17 protein-coding genes are annotated in these 18,409 nt (G+C 60.0%); 12 read left to right on the top strand and 5 right to left on the bottom strand.

What is annotated here, in order from left to right; translation table 11 throughout:
• The first annotated feature begins 5 nt into the window (after nucleotides 1–5).
• The 4 genes from CJ178_RS18540 (at nucleotide 6) to CJ178_RS18525 (ending at nucleotide 4,295) form a co-directional block, all read left to right on the top strand.
• The gene (locus tag CJ178_RS18540) at nucleotides 6–1,166 is read left to right on the top strand and encodes a DUF4185 domain-containing protein (RefSeq protein WP_033233615.1); all 1,161 of its coding nucleotides are present in this window, start codon (nucleotides 6–8) and stop codon (nucleotides 1,164–1,166) included.
• A 23-nt stretch (nucleotides 1,167–1,189) separates the two neighbouring features.
• On the top strand, nucleotides 1,190–2,455 hold the full coding sequence (locus CJ178_RS18535; RefSeq protein ID WP_092804493.1) for a helix-turn-helix transcriptional regulator: 1,266 nt from the start codon (nucleotides 1,190–1,192) through the stop codon (nucleotides 2,453–2,455).
• Between the two features lie 128 nt (nucleotides 2,456–2,583).
• On the top strand, nucleotides 2,584–3,672 hold the full coding sequence (locus tag CJ178_RS18530; protein WP_033233613.1) for an S-(hydroxymethyl)mycothiol dehydrogenase: 1,089 nt from the start codon (nucleotides 2,584–2,586) through the stop codon (nucleotides 3,670–3,672).
• Nucleotides 3,669–4,295 carry an MBL fold metallo-hydrolase gene (locus tag CJ178_RS18525; protein WP_095887340.1) on the top strand — a complete coding sequence of 209 codons (627 nt, stop codon included), beginning with the start codon at nucleotides 3,669–3,671 and terminating at the stop codon, nucleotides 4,293–4,295. The genes CJ178_RS18530 and CJ178_RS18525 overlap by 4 nt, the downstream gene beginning before the upstream one ends.
• 97 nt (nucleotides 4,296–4,392) lie before the next feature.
• On the opposite strand, the gene CJ178_RS18520 is transcribed toward CJ178_RS18525, so the two are convergent.
• The 3 genes from CJ178_RS18520 to CJ178_RS18510 are packed head-to-tail and all read right to left on the bottom strand — an operon-like array spanning nucleotide 4,393 to nucleotide 8,837.
• Nucleotides 4,393–6,780 (bottom strand): bifunctional salicylyl-CoA 5-hydroxylase/oxidoreductase, encoded by a 2,388-nt coding sequence (locus CJ178_RS18520; protein WP_095887339.1) that lies wholly within the window; start codon nucleotides 6,778–6,780, stop codon nucleotides 4,393–4,395.
• A 9-nt stretch (nucleotides 6,781–6,789) separates the two neighbouring features.
• A complete protein-coding gene (locus CJ178_RS18515) occupies nucleotides 6,790–7,218 on the bottom strand; it encodes an acyl-CoA thioesterase (protein ID WP_095887338.1) in 429 nt (142 codons plus the stop codon).
• Entirely contained in the window at nucleotides 7,215–8,837 is a 1,623-nt protein-coding gene (locus tag CJ178_RS18510) for an AMP-binding protein (RefSeq protein WP_095887337.1), read from the bottom strand. The genes CJ178_RS18515 and CJ178_RS18510 overlap by 4 nt, the downstream gene beginning before the upstream one ends.
• A gap of 285 nt (nucleotides 8,838–9,122) precedes the next feature.
• Here CJ178_RS18510 and CJ178_RS18505 point away from each other — a divergent pair, with 285 nt between their 5' ends.
• Complete coding sequence (locus CJ178_RS18505) at nucleotides 9,123–10,484, top strand: MFS transporter (protein ID WP_218833734.1); 1,362 nt, start codon at nucleotides 9,123–9,125, stop codon at nucleotides 10,482–10,484.
• Between the two features lie 57 nt (nucleotides 10,485–10,541).
• Nucleotides 10,542–11,396, top strand: a complete 855-nt coding sequence (locus tag CJ178_RS18500) for a PaaX family transcriptional regulator (RefSeq protein ID WP_042953136.1) — start codon at nucleotides 10,542–10,544, stop codon at nucleotides 11,394–11,396.
• Nucleotides 11,397–11,485: 89 nt separating this feature from the next.
• Here CJ178_RS18500 and CJ178_RS18495 read toward each other — a convergent pair whose 3' ends face one another.
• Complete coding sequence (locus CJ178_RS18495; protein WP_095887336.1) at nucleotides 11,486–11,881, bottom strand: RidA family protein; 396 nt, start codon at nucleotides 11,879–11,881, stop codon at nucleotides 11,486–11,488.
• Between the two features lie 154 nt (nucleotides 11,882–12,035).
• Between CJ178_RS18495 and CJ178_RS18490 the strand changes: the two genes are divergently transcribed.
• The 3 genes from CJ178_RS18490 to CJ178_RS18480 all read left to right on the top strand — a co-directional run bounded on the left by CJ178_RS18490 (nucleotide 12,036) and on the right by CJ178_RS18480 (nucleotide 14,219).
• Nucleotides 12,036–12,869, top strand: a complete 834-nt coding sequence (locus CJ178_RS18490) for a fumarylacetoacetate hydrolase family protein (protein WP_095887335.1) — start codon at nucleotides 12,036–12,038, stop codon at nucleotides 12,867–12,869.
• Nucleotides 12,870–12,930: 61 nt separating this feature from the next.
• Nucleotides 12,931–13,368 carry a cupin domain-containing protein gene (locus CJ178_RS18485; protein ID WP_042953132.1) on the top strand — a complete coding sequence of 146 codons (438 nt, stop codon included), beginning with the start codon at nucleotides 12,931–12,933 and terminating at the stop codon, nucleotides 13,366–13,368.
• Nucleotides 13,365–14,219 (top strand): acyl-CoA thioesterase, encoded by an 855-nt coding sequence (locus CJ178_RS18480; RefSeq protein WP_095887334.1) that lies wholly within the window; start codon nucleotides 13,365–13,367, stop codon nucleotides 14,217–14,219. Before CJ178_RS18485 ends, CJ178_RS18480 begins: the two co-directional genes overlap by 4 nt.
• A 94-nt stretch (nucleotides 14,220–14,313) precedes the next feature.
• Here CJ178_RS18480 and CJ178_RS18475 read toward each other — a convergent pair whose 3' ends face one another.
• Nucleotides 14,314–14,805, bottom strand: a complete 492-nt coding sequence (locus tag CJ178_RS18475) for an Lrp/AsnC family transcriptional regulator (protein ID WP_095888035.1) — start codon at nucleotides 14,803–14,805, stop codon at nucleotides 14,314–14,316.
• Between the two features lie 137 nt (nucleotides 14,806–14,942).
• On the opposite strand from CJ178_RS18475, the gene CJ178_RS18470 reads away from it, so the two are divergent.
• The 3 genes from CJ178_RS18470 to CJ178_RS18460 are packed head-to-tail and all read left to right on the top strand — an operon-like array spanning nucleotide 14,943 to nucleotide 18,404.
• Complete coding sequence (locus tag CJ178_RS18470; protein WP_095887333.1) at nucleotides 14,943–15,617, top strand: cyclase family protein; 675 nt, start codon at nucleotides 14,943–14,945, stop codon at nucleotides 15,615–15,617.
• A 31-nt stretch (nucleotides 15,618–15,648) separates the two neighbouring features.
• On the top strand, nucleotides 15,649–16,920 hold the full coding sequence (kynU, locus tag CJ178_RS18465) for a kynureninase (protein ID WP_095887332.1): 1,272 nt from the start codon (nucleotides 15,649–15,651) through the stop codon (nucleotides 16,918–16,920).
• A gap of 50 nt (nucleotides 16,921–16,970) precedes the next feature.
• Entirely contained in the window at nucleotides 16,971–18,404 is a 1,434-nt protein-coding gene (locus tag CJ178_RS18460; RefSeq protein WP_095887331.1) for an amino acid permease, read from the top strand.
• The last annotated feature ends 5 nt before the right edge of the window (nucleotides 18,405–18,409 follow it).

Here is an 18,409-nt window from a genome sequence, read left to right as displayed (position 1 = left end):
GAGCGATGAAACAGTCATGGAAATTGCCGGTAGTCGCATTGGCCTGTGCCTTTGTGCCCGCCGGCGTTGTCACAACAACAGCCCAGGCCTCGCCGTGGGGTTGCAATATCTCGGCGATCTTCGACAAGTCAGGTGGGCCGACCAACCCGATTCCATGGCTCAACGGAACCGACGGGAATCTCCCCGACATGCAAGGCCGCACGTCTGCGGTCGAATACATCACCGGAGCGCTCAGCCCCAATCAGACGGTCGAACGGTTCAATGTGCTCGGCACCGATCTCGGGATCATGTGGGACAACGGCGCAGGCCAGGTTCTGACGGTCTTCGGCGATACGGTCGGATTGAATTCGGACCCGACGTGCGGCGGCGTTGTGGGTGACTGGCGAAGCAACGTCCTCTTTCGCAGCGCCGACGGCATTCTCAGTGACGGCATGAATATCGACTCCTCACCGGTCGATCGCCCCAATCGCTCCCGCGAAATCATCGACAGCCTCAAAGTCACCGGAGTCGAAACCAGCAGCATTCCTACGACGGGTATCGCGGTGGGTGGCGTGCAGTACGTCAACTACATGTCGGTGCGGTCGTGGGGAGGATCAGGAGAATGGGTGACAAATTTCTCGCAGATCGCGTCCTCCCGGGACAACGGCGAAACGTGGCAGGTGGAACCGGCGTCGGCGCGCCCGAACCTGCCGTTGACCGGTAACGCCAACTTCCAGATGGGGTCCTTCGTCAAGGACGGTGGGTATGTCTACAACTTCGGGACACCGTCGGGCAGGTTCGGCGAAGCGCGACTTTCGCGAGTGAAGGAAGAGTCGATCGTAGACGTCGCGGCGTACGAATACTGGGACGGAAAGGCTTGGGTGCCAAACAAACCCGATGTAGCGACGCCGGTTCTCGACGGCGACGTCAGCGAACTGTCGGTGCAGTACAACAACTATCTCGGAAAGTTCGTTGCGATGTACTCGAACGAATGGGGTGCTCTGGTGTTGCGCACCGCCGACCAACTGACCGGCCCGTGGAGTGCCCCCGACATCGTGATCGAACCGGGCGCCGTCCCTGGCCTCTACGGCGCGTACATGCATCCGTGGTCTCAGGGGCAGGATTTGTACTTCCTTGCTACGACGTGGTCGGACTACAACGTGATGTTGATGAAAACGACGCTGTAAAAGCGAGTGGCTATCGTTGAACGGTGAGTACCACCGAACAACTCCCCACTCTCATCTCCGACCTGCGCGACGTACTGGTGGGTCCGCTGCCCGAGATCGGCCGCAGATTCTCGGTGTTGCTCACTGATCTGGTGCCACACACCGCGCTCGTGATCTTCACACGTGAATGCACCGGCCGGCCACGCAAGGTGGCTGGAGATCCGGCAGTCGTCGATCGAGTCACCATCGCCGAACTTGATCGCATCCGTACCGATCTTGCTGTGGGACAGATCTTTCGGGGACAACTGGCGGTTGCCGGCCGGGAGCGTGAAGTGGTTGCTGTTCTCGATCGGACAGACACGGTACTGGTCCTGTTGCCGCGCTCGACGGCAACTCGGGCAACGGCGCTCGAGTTGGCGGCAGCACTGTTCGGGGTGGTCGCGACCGGCATTCAACTGCAGGTCCGCAATGCCAGCCCGGCTTATTTGGCGGAGTCGCGTGCCGCGTCGTCGGAACGCGCGCGCACGGTTGCCGAGATGACCGAGGTTCACGCGGCGACGCTGGAGACCGTCCTGGCCACATTGCGTTCGGATGATCTCGACGACACTCGGGCGCGAACAGCTGCCAGGGAGACCACGTCGTCGGCGTTGATCCGGTTGCGGTCCGCTGTCGACGTCCATCGGGAACTGGCGGAAGAGGCAATCACCACGGCTTTTGCGCGGATGCGCGGGGAGTTGCGATCACTGCTCAAACACCGCAACGTCGAGTTGGAACTGGTGGAACCGCCGGTCGAGGGGCGTGGGCTTCCCGGTGAAGTTGCGCACGGCGCGCGGGCGGTGGTGCGAGGTGCGGTGCTTGCTCTTGCGGATCAACACACGCTGTCGCGGATTCGGGTCGAGTGGAGCCTCGACGGTTCCGCTCTGTTGATCGACATCCGCGACGACGGGCGAGGCGAAGCCGACGTTGCCGATCTGGAACGCCAATTGCGTTCGCGGGTAGAGACGTTGGGTGGAACAATAGATTCGGAGTCGACTGCAGGTTGGGGCAGCCGGATCAGTGCCACCATTCCGCTCGACGTGGTTGCCGCGACGCCCGTCGACCACACGCTGTCCGATCTGGGTCCGCGAGAAATCGAAGTGCTCGAGCATCTGGTCGCGGGTCGTCGGAACAAGGCGATCTCCGAGCGTCTCGGTGTCAGTGAGAGCACCGTGAAATTTCACGTCGCGGGAGTTCTCAAGAAACTGGGCGTCGACAGCCGCGGTGCTGCCGCAGCTGTAGGCGCGGAAGCCGGTGTCAAACCAGCTCCCTAGCTCTTCGGATAGGTCGGTCAGTTATTTCGGCCAGGGTTCCGGCTCGGGTATTCGGGTTAACCTCGTAGTGCGTTCATATATTGCTATGTGACGACATGTCCGAAAACGCACAAGCCAGGAGCAGAGCCATGCCACAGCAGGTACGCGGCGTCATCGCCCGATCCAAGGGTGCCCCCGTCGAAATCGTTCCCATCACGATTCCCGATCCCGGTGCCAACGAGGTGGTTGTTGCCATCGCAGCGTGCGGCGTGTGCCACACCGACCTCACCTACCGCGACGGCGGCATCAACGACGAATACCCGTTCCTTCTCGGGCACGAGGCGTCGGGCATCGTCGAGAGCGTCGGCGCGGGAGTCACACACGTCGAGGTCGGCGACTTCGTCGTCCTGAACTGGCGCGCCGTCTGCGGGCAGTGCCGTGCATGTAAGCGCGGACGCCCCCAGTACTGCTTCGACACCTTCAACGCCGAGCAGAAGATGACCCTCGAAGACGGAACCGAACTGACGCCGGCCCTCGGCATTGGCGCGTTTGCCGACAAAACCCTTGTCCACGAAGGCCAGTGCACCAAGGTCGATGCGTCGGCTGATCCCGCTGTTGTCGGTCTGCTCGGTTGCGGTGTCATGGCCGGTATGGGTGCCGCCATGAACACCGGCAACGTCGGCCGCGGCGACTCGGTGGCCGTCATCGGCTGCGGTGGTGTCGGCGACGCCGCCATCATGGGTTCGCGTCTGGCCGGCGCCAATACCATCATCGCCATCGACCGTGATCCGCGAAAGCTGGAGTGGGCCACAGAACTTGGCGCAACCCACACGATCAACGCCACCGAGGTCGACGACGTTGTCGAAGCTGTTCAGGAGCTGACCGGTGGTTTCGGCGCAGATGTCGTCGTTGACGCAGTTGGACGCCCGGAGACGTGGAAGCAGGCCTTCTACGCGCGTGACCTCGCGGGAACCGTAGTGCTGGTAGGTGTTCCGACGCCGGACATGACTCTCGAGATGCCACTTGTCGACTTCTTCTCCCGTGGTGGCGCACTCAAGTCGTCATGGTACGGAGACTGCCTGCCCGAGCGCGACTTCCCGGTCCTGGTCGATCTGTACCAGCAGGGGCGTCTGCCGCTCGAGAAGTTCGTCAGCGAGCGCATCAAGCTCGACGAGGTCGAGAAGGCCTTCGAGACGATGCACCGCGGCGAGGTCCTGCGCTCGGTGGTGGTCCTGTGACCTTGCGAGTCGATCGCGTCGTCACATCAGGTTCGTTCAGCCTCGACGGCGGAACGTGGGACGTGGACAACAACATCTGGCTGATCGGTGACGACAACGAGGTGGTTGTCGTGGACGCCGCGCACACCGCGCAGCCCATCATCGACGCCGTTGCCGGCCGCAAGGTTGTCGGAATCGTGTGTACTCACGGACACAACGATCACGTCACCGTTGCGCCGGAACTGTCCGAGAAGCTCGACGCTCCGATCTACCTGAATCCGGCTGACGACGTCCTCTGGGAGATGACACATCCAGGCGTCAAGCACCTGAGTTTGGAAGAGGGGCAGCGAATCTCGGTGGCAGGCACCGATATTCTGGCCATCCACACACCCGGCCATTCGCCGGGGTCGACGTGCCTCTACCTGCCGGAGGCTGGCGAACTGTTCAGCGGCGACACCTTGTTCTCCGGTGGTCCCGGTGCTACCGGGCGGTCGTACTCCGACTTCCCGACCATCATCGGGTCCATTCGCGACAAGCTGTTTGCCTTACCTGCCGAGACCACGGTTCACACCGGTCACGGTGACGGCACCACAATCGGTACCGAGGCGCCGCACCTAGAGGAATGGATCCGCGCCGGATCCTGACCACATCCGCGCCGGATCGTGACCACATCCGCGCCGGATCCTGACCACAGCAGAAAACGGTAGGTGCGAACACGACGTGTGTTCGCACCTACCGTTTTTACGTCCGCGCTGCGTTCGGAGTCCAACGCGAATGCCGCGTCTCGGATTCCCCGTCGCGGATCAGAGTCAACCGAGGCGGTGGGCCGTCGGTGCGCCCACTCGGCGGTTTACGGCTGCCCGCCTTGAACTGGTCGGGCCACGACACGCCGGGACCGGTGTACTCCTGCTCGGCCGCAGCGTGCAGAGTCCAAGCCGGGTTGTACAGATGCGGACGACCGAGCGCCACCAGATCCGCGCGGCCCGCCAGTAGTACCGAGTTGACGTCATCGTGCGACGAAATTGCACCCACTGCAATAACTCCGACGCCATGTGTGCGACCAACCGTGTTCCGGATGCGATCGGCAAAAGGTGTCTGGTAGCTGCGGCCGAACGCGGGTGCCTCGTCCTTGACGATCTGCCCGGAGGAGACGTTGAGTACGTCGACACCGTGTTCGGCAAAGGCATCAACGATGCGTAGGGAATCGTCGACGGTGTTGCCGCCCTCTGCCCAGTCCACCGCGGAGATGCGGACCGATATCGGCTTCTCCGTGGGCCAGACTTCACGGACGGCATCAAAAACACTGAGCGGGAATCGAAGCCGATTCTCGATGCTTCCGCCGTATTCGTCCGTCCGTGTGTTGGAGAGCGGGGACAGGAACGACGACAGAAGATAGCCGTGGGCGCAGTGGAGTTCGAGGAGGTCGAATCCGGCCCGGTCCGCGCTGCGCGCGGCTTCGACGAACTGCGCTCTCACGACGTCCATCTCGGCGGTGGTGATTTCGCGTGGAACTTGATTGGCCGGTGAGTACGGCAGCGCCGACGCGCTGACAACGTCCCAGTTGCCGTCCTCGAGTGGTTGGTCGATGCCCTCCCACATCAGTTTCGTGGACCCCTTGCGTCCTGAATGACCCAGCTGCACACCGAGCTTTGCATTGGACTGTTCATGGACGAAGTTGACTATCCGCCGCCACGACTCTTCCTGCTCGGCGTTGTACAGCCCGGTGCAGCCGGGAGTGATGCGCCCCTCGGGGCTGACGCACACCATCTCGGTCATGACCAACCCGGCACCACCGAGAGCTTTGCTGCCTAGATGGACGAGATGGAAATCTCCGGGCACTCCGTCGACGGCCGAATACATGTCCATGGCCGAGACCAGGATGCGGTTTTCCAGCTCGAGGCCGCGCATTCGGTATGGGTGGAACATCGGTGGGCGCGAGGTGGTTTCGTCGGTGTGTCCGGCCTCGATCTCGTTGGCCGCGTACCAGTCGTCGATAGCCTCCACAAACGCTGGATCCCGTAGGCGGAGGTTGTCGTAGGTGATTCGGCGGCTACGGGTCATGAGGTTGAACGCGAACTGCTGTTCGTTCTGGCCCGTGTATTGGTCGATGTTCTCGAACCATTCGAGGCTGGCCTGGGCGGCGCGCTGAACCGACAGGACCACGGGCCGCCTCTCGATTTCATATGCTTCGAGACCGGCCTCGAGGGAATCGTGCTCATGCAGACATGCGGCGAGGGCCAACGAATCTTCCATCGCGAGTTTGGTTCCGGACCCGATGGAGAAGTGCGCTGTGTGGGCTGCGTCGCCGAGAAGGATGACATTCTCGTGACGCCAGTGCTCGTTCCGAACTGTCGTGAAGTTGATCCACTTCGAGTTGTTCGCGAGGACACTGTGTCCGCCGAGGACATCGGCGAATATTTCCGTGATCATCGCGATCGACTTCTCGTCGTTCTCGCCGGGGCGGAACTCGGCCGCAGCAAAGGCGTCGAATCCCGCTTTCCGCCAAACGTCTTCGTGCATTTCGACGATGAAGGTGCTGCCTTGGTCGCTGAACGGGTAGCCGTGAATTTGCATGACGCCGTGTGGGGTTTCCTTGACGTAGAACTTGAATGCCTCGAATACCTTGTCCGTTCCGAGCCACATGAACTTGCTCTTGCGCGGGTCGAGAGTTGGCTTGAAGGTCTCCGCATACGTGCTTCGGATCGCAGAGTTGATGCCGTCCGACGCGAGGACAAGATCGTAGTCGCGACTGAGGTCCTCGACCGGCGGTGCGAAGGTACGGAATCGAAGATCCACCTCGAGATCCCGGCAGCGCTCTTGAAGGATGCGGAGGAGTTCCTTGCGTGACATCGCCGCAAAGCCTTGCCCACCGGAAGTGAGGGTGGTTCCACGGTAATGGACGTCGATGTCGTCCCAGCGAGCGAACTGTGTGGCCATCTGCTCGTAGACTGCCTCGTCGGCATGTTCGATTCCGCCCAGCGTTTCGTCGCTGAAGACAACTCCGAAACCGAAAGTGTCGTCGGGAGCGTTTCGTTCCCACACCGTCACTTCGTGGTTCGGGTCGAGTTGCTTCATCAGTGCCGAAAAGTACAGACCGCCGGGGCCGCCGCCCACTACTGCAATACGCATGGGATTTCCTTAGTTCGTTGTGTTCGTCTGGGTGACAGGTTGTTGTCGCTTGCCGGTCTCGAAGCCGGCACGAATGTGCTCAGGCCATGGGCTGGATCCGCCCCTGGCTCCATCGGTGTGAACGACGGTCAGGGTGCCGGTAGCAGCGATTGTCTCGTCGCGGTCGACTCGGAATTCGAAAGTCAGTGAACTCGTGCCGATTCGCGAGACCGTCAGTTCGACGTGGACGAGGTCCTGGTGCCACAGTCGCTCGCTGTATTCCACGTCGTACTTGATTCGTGGAACAACGCCGAACAGGTGAAGGCATCCCAACTGCTCGTACAGTGCGGACTCGGCTGCTTCGACCCACCGGATGATTGTCGAATGGTGGTAGTGGCCCGCAGCATCGGTGTCCTGCCAATCGACGACGCGTTCGATCCGGATAGATGCGCGCGTCATGATGCCGCTCCTGCGCCGTGCTCGTGCAGCCGAAATCTTTGAAGCTTGCCAGTTGGCGTCTTGGGTAGTTCATCCGCAAAGGTGATGCTGCGGGGGTATTTGTACGGTGCGGCAGTTTGTTTGACGAAGTTCTGCAGTTCCTTGACCTTGGCCTCGTCACGGGGAACACCAGGTGCCAGAACGACGATTGCGTGGACGACCATTCCGCGCTCGTCGTCGGGTAGTCCGATAACACCCGATTCCAGAACGTCCGGATGCTGGTCGATCACCCACTCGACCTCTGGCGCTGCGATGTTGTACCCGGAGGAGACAATCATGTCGTCGCTGCGGGCCTGGTACCAGAAGTATCCGTCGGTATCACGAATGTATCTGTCTCCGGTCATGTTCCAGCCGTCGCGGACGTAGCTGGTCTGCCGGGGATCCGCCAGGTAGCGGCAACCGGTAGGTCCCTTGACGGCGAGGAGTCCGGCTGTTCCGTCGGGAACAGGGGTTCCGTCGATGTCGTGAATTTCGGCGCGAAATCCGGGAACGGCACGTCCCGTGGAACCGGGTCTGATGTCGTCATCGGAGGCGGAGATGAAGACATGAAGCATCTCCGTGCCGCCGATGCCGTCGATGATCGACTTCCCGGTGCGCTCCTTGACGTCACGCCAGACGCTTTCCGGAAGATGCTCGCCCGCGGACACCAGCCGCCGGACACTCTGTAGCGCTTGGTCTTTACCGGCTCGAAGCATCGCTCGATAGGCGGTAGGAGCAGTGAAGAGAACACTGATGTGATGCTCGAGCAGAGCGTCTGCCAGTTCGCTCGGAGTTGCGCGTTCGATCAGAAGTGTCGATGCGCCGACCCGCATGGGGAAGATGACGAGTCCGCCCAGACCGAAAGTGAAGGCCAGTGGTGGTGTGCCGGTGAAGATATCGTCTGCGGTCGGTTTGACTATGTACTTCGAGAACGTGTCGGCGTTTGCCAATACGTCGCGGTGAAAGTGCATTGTCGCCTTGGGGACGCCGGTGGTGCCGGATGTGGGGGCGAGTAGAACCACATCGTCGGCTGCCGTGTCTACGTTCTCGAAGGTGCCGGGTTTCGACGATGCGCGGGCATGAAGATCGGTGGATTCGTTAGTCCCGCAGGTGATGACAGGGATCGTTCCCGCTGCTTCGAGAAGTTCTTCGGCGAGTGCACTGTCGGTGATAGCGACAGTCGGTGTGGTGATTGCGATCAGCTTTCGAAGTTCGGGTGCACGCAGCAACGGCATGGTGGTGACCACTACGGCGCCCGCCTTGACCACGGCAAACCAGCAGGCCACCATCCACATGTTGTTGCTGCCGCGCAGCAATACTCGGTTGCCGGGAACAACGCCGAAGTCTTCGGTGAGTACTCGCGCAATCTGATTCGAATGGCGGAGCAGGTCTCCGTACGTCCAGGTCTCGGTCTGCGAGCGTAAGCATGGACGGGTGGGGCCAAGTGCTGCGACGGTGTCGTCCAGGAGTGCGGTGGCGCAGTTGAGGCGTTCCGGGTACTGCAGGTCGGGGAGTTCGAAGAGAAACTCGGGCCATTGAGATTCCGGAGGCAAATTGTCACGGCAGAAGGTGTCGACGTGTGCCGTTGCGGTGAGTGCCATTCTCGACCTTTCGAGTATTGGTTGAGGAACCCAATGTATGCCGTAGTTTGAACGATCGCAATAGAGACGAAATAACTTTCTTGCGGATTTGCTCCATCTGGACCGTGTCTGCCTGCAATATTGTGTTTCATTGACGAACGTCAGGCTTACGGTATATCTTACCTCGCTAGATGGCGTGGATCACACTTTTCTGTCTGGTGCGATCGCGCCAATAGCCCTCGTAGGCGGTGCGGATCTCGCGTCGCGCCACCGATCAGAGTCAGCCGACCACCAAGGAGCAGGCATATGTCGCGACCGGATGTACCGCAACGGCCAGGGGCCAAACAGCGCACGGGAATTTTGGTGTTGATTCTCTGCTTCGTCACCATCGTGTTCGACGGGTACGACCTGGTTGTCTACGGATCAACAGTGCCCACATTGATTGCCTACGATGACTGGAATCTCGATTCCGGTGGGGCCGGCCTGATCGGCAGTATGGCTTTGGTGGGCATGCTCCTCGGGACGATGACCGTCGGCTTCCTGACCGACCGGCTCGGGCGACGCAGGATCATGCTCGGTTCCATCGTGTGGTTCTCGATTTGTATGCTGGCGACCGTATTTGCGCCCAACGAGTACGTGTTCGGAGTCTTGCGATTCCTCACTGGTATCGGACTCGGTGGTGTGGTGCCCACCTGCATTGCACTGACCGTGGAATTTGCGCCCAAGGAGCGCCGAAATTTTGCCAACGCCGTGATGTTCAGTGGGTATTCGGTCGGCGGCGTGATCGCAGCGGTATCGGCGATCACATTGCTGCCCGATATCAACTTCAAAGTTCTGTACCTGCTTGGTGCGCTTCCCCTGGTGACTCTGCTGCCTGTTGCCTACAAGTTTCTGCCGGAATCGATCTCCTACCTTGCTCGGACAGGGCGAGACGATGAGGCGCGTGCCACCGCGGCGCAGTTCGGAGTGCTCTACGAGGACGTCGTGTCGGCGGAACCGATTGTGGCAAAGCCGGATACGGATGCTGTGCAATCGGGTATGCGCGAGTTGTTCACCCCGCGTTGGTTACGATCGACGATCTTGTTTGCGCTCGCCAACTTCTGCGGGTTGCTCCTGGTCTACGGATTGAATACCTGGCTGCCCCAGATCATGCGGTCGGCAGGATATGCATTGGGCAGTGCTCTTGCGTTCCTCCTGGTTCTGAATCTCGGCGCGATTGTCGGATCGATCAGCGCGTCGTATATCGCGGACCGGATCGGTATTCAGAAGGTTGTCATCACCTCATTCCTGGTTGCCTTTGGCGCAGTGATGTTGTTGAGTGTGAATCTGCCGATGGCGCTTTTGTTTGTCTTCGTCGCTTTTGCGGGGTTGGGAAGTGTGGGAACACAGATCCTGGTAGGTGGGTTCTGTGCCACGCACTACCCGCAGCGACTGAGCGCGAATGCGCTTGCCTGGTCGTTGGGAGTCGGTCGGGTCGGTGCGATTTGTGGGCCGATCATCGGTGGCATCATCGCGGATCTGGCCTTCGGATATCAGGTGAACTTCTATGTCTTCGGTGCTGTCGCTGTAGCCGGAGCTGCTGTTGCTGCCTTGGTGCCACGCAATATAAACGCCGCTCAGGCTGGAGTGGGATCGGTTTCCGGGCGGCCAGGTGTCCGCGCACCCTGATTGCGTAACTGTGGCATCGGCGACCGTCATACCGCCATAACGGACTATCGTGGTGGTATGACGGTCGTGACGAAAGAACGCTCTGACGCTGACGCTCGGATCACTGGCGATCCGGCCCCTCGTCAGTTGATCGTGACATTGTTCGGCCTCTACGGGCGAGCGGAGAAGAACTGGCTATCGGTGGCCGCGTTGGTGCGCTTGATGGCAGAACTCGGCGTCGACGGCCCTGCAGTGCGTTCGTCGATCTCGCGTCTCAAGCGTCGTGAGGTTCTCGCGAGTTCGCGACGCGGAACGTCGGCCGGGTACTCCATGTCGCCCTGGTTGCTCGACGTGCTCGCCGAAGGCGACGCTCGCATCTTCGGTCGGACTCGCGCAAGTATCGACGACGGTTGGCTGGTGGTGGTCTTCTCGGTGCCCGAATCGGAGCGCGAGAACCGGCATGCACTCCGCACCGAGTTGACTCGCCTCGGTTTCGGCACAGCCGCTTCCGGAGTATGGATCGCACCGGGGAACATCGAGCGCGAGGTTCGAGAGACCTTGGAGCGCAGGGATTTGCATCGGTACGTCGACATCTTCAGTGGTAGTCACATCGCGTTCGGCGACCTGCGGTCCAAAGTCCGAGACTGGTGGGACTTGGACGAATTGACGGCGCTGTACGCCGAATTCATCGATGCATACCGCCCGATCCTGAAACAATCCGACAAGGATGGATTTACGCCTGGGGAGGCGTTTGCTCACTACGTGGAGATGTTGACCATGTGGCGACGACTCCCGTATCGAGATCCTGGGCTGCCGCTGGATCTGCTGCCGGACGGATGGAATAGCGTCGTTGCAGAGGAGCTTTTCCGCGAACTCAATGCGGCGCTCAGTGGGCCGGCGCGCGACCACGCCCTGGAGGCAATTCACGCCTGACGGACTTGCTGTAGCAGTACGACTCCGGAGTGGTTTCGCGCAAAACAATTCGCGCGCAACCACTCCGGAGTCTCGTTTGTGGGGCCCTGTCACTCGTCGACGACGGCGATACCCTGAATTTCGATGAGCGCTTCCTTCTGCCACAGCGACGTGACGCCGATGCCGGCCATTGCCGGATATTCGGTGCCTGCCATTTCTCGCCACAGCCGACCGATTTCCCGGCCGTTGGCCTGGTAATCCGGAATATCGGTGAGGTAGATGGTGACACTGACCAGGTCGGAAGGCTTGCCGCCGGCCTCGACCAACGAGGTCAACGTATTGGACATCGCTTGCCGAAACTGCTCGATGATCCCACCCTCGACTATCTTGCCTTCGGCGTTGAGCGCGGTCTGACCAGCGAGATACACGGTGTTGCCGGCGCGTACCGCATGGGCAAATCCTGACGGCTTGAGCATTGTCGACGGATTGACTCGAGAAATGGCCATGTCTGTGTCCCCTGAGTAGGTGGGGGAAACTCTGTCGCCGCCCCCTCTATCGTGTTACATTGACCATCGTAAACAAAGCGCAACAAAAAGTCACTCGACAGATTGCGGGTCGACGGACATTTACTCGATTCGATGCACGGAGGCATTGACGGCCATGCAACTACTCACAGTTCGCCTTTCGGACGGTCAGACCAGTGCGGCGGTCATGACGCCTGGCGGAGCGCGGTTGATTGCCTCCCCGGATGTCGGCACGCTTCTGGGGGAGGGTCAGAAATCCGAATTGGTGAGCCGTGCTGCGGATTCGGGCAAAAAGGTCAATCTTGATCAGGTGCAGGTCATGTCGGTCGTTCCGAACCCGAGGAAGATTCTTTGTTGCGGGTTGAACTATCGCGCGCATGTGCGTGAGATGAATCGTGAAGAACCCGCGTTCCCCACGCTTTTTGCCAAGTTTGCCGATACCTTGACCGGTCCGCACGACGACATCGTTCTTCCCGAATATGCCACCGACGTCGACTGGGAAGCTGAACTTGCAGTTGTTGTCGGTGCGAACTTGCGAAACGCAGATGTCGACGAGGCTCGCCGCGGCATTGCGGGGTACACGGTGGCCAACGACATCTCGGTTCGCAGCTGGCAACGTCGAACCCTGCAATGGCTGCAGGGCAAGGCTTTCGACGCGACCACTCCTCTTGGCCCGGTCTTGGTCACCCCCGATGAGTTCGACCCGGCGTCGGGGGCAACAATCACATGCACCGTAGACGGACGATTGGTTCAGGCCGGTACTACCGACGATCTGGTATTCAATCCTGCCGAACTACTGTCCTACATATCGCAATTCACGAAACTTGCACCAGGAGATGTGGTGTTGACCGGCACGCCGGGTGGCGTCGGCGCCGGTATGACGCCGCCGACATTCTTGGGCAACGGTGCGGTTGTCGAAGTCGAAATTCAAGGAATTGGCAAGTTGTCCAACACCGTCCGACTCGGATAACCGAGTCGACCAACCTTTTCCATACATACAGATTTTCTGTACACACGAAGGAGCGCAGCATATGTCGAACGATTCCGTCACCGAAGTTGTCCCTGTCGTCACCAGAAAGGGATTCGAGTATCAGGCGACCGCTCAGTCGGGCGGAGCCAAGCGCGTCTCGGGCGTGAGCATCCAGCACACCCCGGCCACCAAGATCTGGTACGGCAAGGTCACGAACGAACCAGGCTACCGTTCGCTTCCGCATCACCACGGTGAAGCCGAAACCGGCGGCTATGTCCTTACCGGTCATGGCCGCATCTACTTCGGGGAGAACTACACCGAGTTTGTGGATATGACCGAGGGTGACTTCGTTTTTGTGCCGCCGTACATGCCGCACGTCGAGGTCAACATGTCCCTCACAGATGAGTTGGTCTGGCTGACTACCCGCACACCGGACAACATCGTCGTCAACCTCCCCGATGTGGATGACGCCTCACTCGAAGGGTATCGACGCGCATGACACTCTCCAGTAAGCCGATGTTGGCGTCATGGGACTTCGAGCGCGGTGGCGACAACACATTTATCGCTCGGCACCAAGTCATTCCGTCCGAACGCGCCTACGGCGGCGAGGTTGTCGCACAGGCTGTTGCAGCGACGATGAAGACGGTTTCGGATGACAGAGGTATCCACTCGTTCCACGGATACTTCCTTCGCGCCGGCGACGTCCACGAGCAGACGGTCTACGAGGTTGATCGCCTGCGTGACGGTCGAGGATTCTCGCAGCGTGCCGTGCGTGGGATTCAGTCCGGAAAGACGATCTTTCAGGGACTGGCCTCCTTTCATGTGCCTTCAGACGGTGTGCGGCACCAGGATCCAATGCCAGTGGGCCTCGCAGATCCCGAGACGTTACCGACCGCCGCAGAAGCGCTCGGCGATTCGACAGCGCGGGACGCGCAGTATTGGGCCAACGATCGCAGCTTCGACATCAGGCATTCACCGGAAGCGATCTACATCTCGGCAGACGGTGAGCGTACGCGTCGGCAGACGGTGTGGCTCAAGGCCTACGAGCGACTGCCTGACGATGTGAACGTGCATCGAGCAGCACTCGCCTACCTGTGTGACTACACGTTGCTCGAGCCGATCCTTCGGAACAACGGTGCGGCGTGGGCGGACCCCGGCGTGATTACTGCCAGCCTGGACCACGCGATGTGGTGGCATAACGACGGACGCGTCGACGAATGGATTGCGCTGGTTCAGGAATCGTCATTCGCCGGGAACGGTTTGGGGCTTTCTCACGGAAGGATCTACACGCGAGACGGTCTCCTGCTGGCGACTGTTGCGCAGGAAGGCCTTGTTACCCTGCCTGACTAGCGAATCGGACAATTGAATCAAGCATGCCCGACGGTCTTTCGACTGTCGGGCATGTGTCGTGGCGCAGCAGAACTTGGTTGTCACGCCAAGTCGGTCAGAGCGGTTGGTGCAGTTCGCTGAAGATCAAGTTGGTCTGTGTGTTGGCGATGGCGGGATCGTTGAGGTGAGTGCTGACAAAATCCCTGAGCCGTGCGGGTGATTCGCAGGACACGTGTACGAGGAGATCGCGGTCCCCACTCATCAGAAATACGCGCTGAACCGAGTCCAGCCTGCTGATCTGCTCGGCAATGTCGGTCATCCGGTTTCGCGCGCGCGAATGCACCACGATGGACACCATCGCCGAGATCTCGAGGCCGAGCTTTTCCAGATCGATGTCTGCGTGAAACCCTTTGACAACTTCTGATTCTCGCAGAGCGCGCATACGGGCAAGGGCTGTCGACGGCGCGACACCCACCTTTTCGGCGAGTGCATTGTTGGGGATACGTGCGTCTCGAATGAGTTCGCGGAGGATCGCCATATCGACGTCATCGAGCCGAACATGATTCGGCCGCGCCGCCACCGCCGCTTGTTCGATCGCATTAATCATCTGATTTCTCCCTGTCATTGCCAAGATATTCAGCATCTATTGACCCTGCTTGCTGTTGATTCTAGCTTTTGCCACACAGATCGAATTATTAAGCGGTCGAGGTTGAGTCAATCGACTGTATGGACTAAGGAGTCTGGATGCTTCCGAAGATCGGCCGACCAGAAGGCGACGTGGAGGCTGGGCTGATCGACATCAGCCCGCAGATCTCCGAAGCGACGCCCGTGTGGCCAGGAGATACCGCGTTCGCCCGGGCTGTGACTTCGGACCTGAGCGACAGTGATCCGGTCACCATCAACAAGATCACGACCACCCCGCATATCGGCGCCCATGCCGACGCGCCGGCGCACACTCGCATCGACGGTGCGACCATCGGAGCCGTTCCCCTCACTCCCTATCTCGGCGAGGCCCTTGTGGTCGATGTGACGGGGGTTGTCGGCGCTGCCTGCATCGGTCCCGTCGAAGCGGCGACGGCGCGATTCGGCGGACGTCTACCGCAGCGACTGATTCTGCGTACCTATACGAAGTACCCGAGCGAATGGGAAAGCACTTTTGCCGGTGTCGCCCCGGAACTGACTCACTGGTTTGCAGACCGCGGTGGAGTTCTGATCGGAATCGACGGTGCTTCGTTCGATCCGATGGACAGCAAGACCATGGACGGCCACCACGCAGCAAGCGATCGTAACGTCGCGATCCTCGAAGGGCTCTGCCTCGACGGTGTCGAAGAGGGCATCTACGAGCTCATTGCTCTGCCGCTGAAGTTTCGAGACCTCGACGCAAGCCCGGTGCGGGCTGTACTGCGTACCTACTCGTAATCACCGTGTCACCAACACTTTCAGGAGAACTATGAATACGACTTCGCGCACACTCGAGTCTTTCGACGACTGCGTTCTCGCCGACGCCGAAGATCCGATCCGGTCAGTCCGAGACGAGTTCGATCTTCCGGTGGGAGTCCTGTACTTCGACGGAAACTCGCTCGGACCTCGTCCGAGGTCGGCGACTGCATGTGTCGAGCGCGTAGTCCACGAAGAATGGGGGACGAGTCTGATCCGAAGCTGGAACACAGCCGGGTGGTTCGACCTTCCGGTACGGCTAGGTGACAAGCTTGCGCCGCTGTTGGGCGCCGGCCAAGGCCAAGTAGCGGTAACTGATTCGACCTCGATCAACCTGTTCAAGTGCCTGGCGGCAGCACTGAGTATTGCGAAGCAGACGCAGCCCACCCGTCGTGTGATCGTCTCGGAGCGAGACAACTTTCCCACCGATCTCTATATCGCGGAGGGAATCATCGGTTTTCTCGACAACGGATACGAATTGCGGCTGATCGACGATCCCGCGGAATTGCCGGCTGCTGTCGACTCAGATACCGCTGTTGTGATGCTGTCCCACGCGAATTATCGCACCGGATATCTGTACGACATGTCAGCGGTGACGGCGCAGATGCACGAGCGTGGCGCATTGATGATCTGGGACCTCGCCCATTCTGCCGGAGCAGTGGAGATCGACCTGGTAGGTGCAAATGCAGACTTCGCGGTCGGCTGCACGTACAAGTATCTCAACGGCGGTCCGGGATCACCGGCATTTCTTTGGGTGAACGAGCGGAATCTGCACGCGGGCAGGCAACCGCTCTCCGGGTGGTGGGGCCACGCGCGGCCGTTTGCGATGGAGCCAGGCTACGAGGCACATGACGGAATTCGACGCTTCCTTATCGGTACGCAACCGATCACGGCTCTGTCGCTTGTCGAGTGCGGCCTCGATATCGCCCTGCGTGTCGACATGGCTGAGATCCGGCAGAAGTCGCTCGCGTTAACCGACCTGTTCATCGCATTGGTCGAGCAGCGCTGCGCGGGTTTCGGTTTGGAGCTGATCACACCACTGGAGCATGACCGTCGTGGGTCTCATGTGAGTTTTGTTCATTCCGAGGGCTATTCGATCATGAAGGCTCTCATTGCGCGCGGAGTCATCGGTGACTATCGCGAACCTGGAGTACTGCGCTTCGGCGTCACTCCCTTGTACATCGGCTACGCCGACGTGTGGAACGCCGTGGACGCTCTGAGGGACATCCTCGAGAGCAGTTCTTGGGATCGCCCGGAGTTTCGTGAGCGCGACGCCGTCACCTGATCGTTCGACTTTCTGCGTTTTGTTGCGGCCGCCTTCGTGAGGAGTTTTCCATGAGTGATTTCAAGAACATTCAGCAGCGAGAATCAGGTCTCAAACGCGAACTCGGCCCCAAACAGATGAGCATGATCGCGCTCGGTGGAGCAATCGGGACGGGACTCTTTCTCGGCAGTAAATTTGCGATCGGCTTTGCCGGGCCGAGTGTGATCATCAGCTACGCAATCGGCGGTCTCATTGCACTGCTGTTGATGGGTGCGTTGGCCGAAATGACTGTCGCACACGCGACGTCGGGTTCGTTCGGTGCCTATGCAGAGTTCTACGTCGGACCCCTGATCGGGTTTCTCGTCCGCTATCTCTATTGGTCATGCATCGTGCTTGCAGTCGGTACCGAAGTCACGGCAATCGGTGAGTACATGCAGTTCTGGTTCGCCGACGTACCGTCGTGGATGTGGATCGTGTTGTTCTCCGGGGTGCTGATCGGCGTGAACATGTTCAACGTCAAGGCTTTCGGAACGATGGAGTACTGGTTCTCGACGGTCAAGGTATTCGCAATCGTGGCATTTATCGTCATGGCTGCGTATGTCGTGTTCGGCAGTGGAAATCCCGAGTACGGTTTCCATAACTACACCGCAGGTGGAGGGTTCTTCCCGAACGGACTGTCCGGCATGTGGTTTGCCGTCATCGTCTCGATCTTCAGCTACCTCAGTATCGAGATGATCGCCATCGCCGCGGGTGAGGCGGAGAATCCGGCAGTGGCGGTAAGGAAGGCGTTTCGGGTCACGATCGTTCGTCTGTTCGTCTTCTACATCGCAACCTTGGCGTTGATACTCGCGATCGCCCCGATGGACAAGATCCTGGCGGGCGGCAGTCCGTTCGTCACGGTCATGCAGGTGGTCAATATCCCCGGCGCCGACAGTGTGCTCAACTTCGTTGTGATCATTGCTGCATTGTCAGCGATGAACAGCCAGCTCTACGTGTCGTCCCGAATGATGTTCTCGCTCTCCCGGGCAGGCGACGCGCCCGCCGTTCTCGGTAAGGTCCGATCCAATGGATCGCCCGTCAACGCATTGCTGTTGTCGACGTCGGGAATTGCGGTCGCGACGATCGTCTACGTGCTCTTTCCCGAGCAGGCCTTCACCTTGATGATCTCGCTGTCGATGTTCGGCGCCATGGCAACCTGGCTGCTGATCTTCGTCACGCACTGGTTCTTCCGCAAGCGGATGAAAGAGGACGGAACAAAACTCTCCTTCACCATTCCGTTCTTTCCCGTGGGGACGATTCTCGGCGGCGTCCTCATGGTCGCGATTCTGATCACCACGTTGTGGGTCGACGATTTCAAGATGACGCTGGTGTTCGGAGTTCCGTTTGTCCTGGCGGTGATCGGCATCTACTACTTCACCCGCTCGCGTCGTGCCCAGAGTCAAGCGGCGACAGCGGACCAGATTCAGGATGAGATCACGGGGACGGTAGTCAAGCGGGTTCCCTGACCGGA

Source organism: Rhodococcus sp. ACPA4, from assembly GCF_002300185.1.
GTDB lineage: Bacteria > Actinomycetota > Actinomycetes > Mycobacteriales > Mycobacteriaceae > Rhodococcus_F > Rhodococcus_F globerula.
This window is presented reverse-complemented; position numbering and strand designations above follow the sequence as displayed.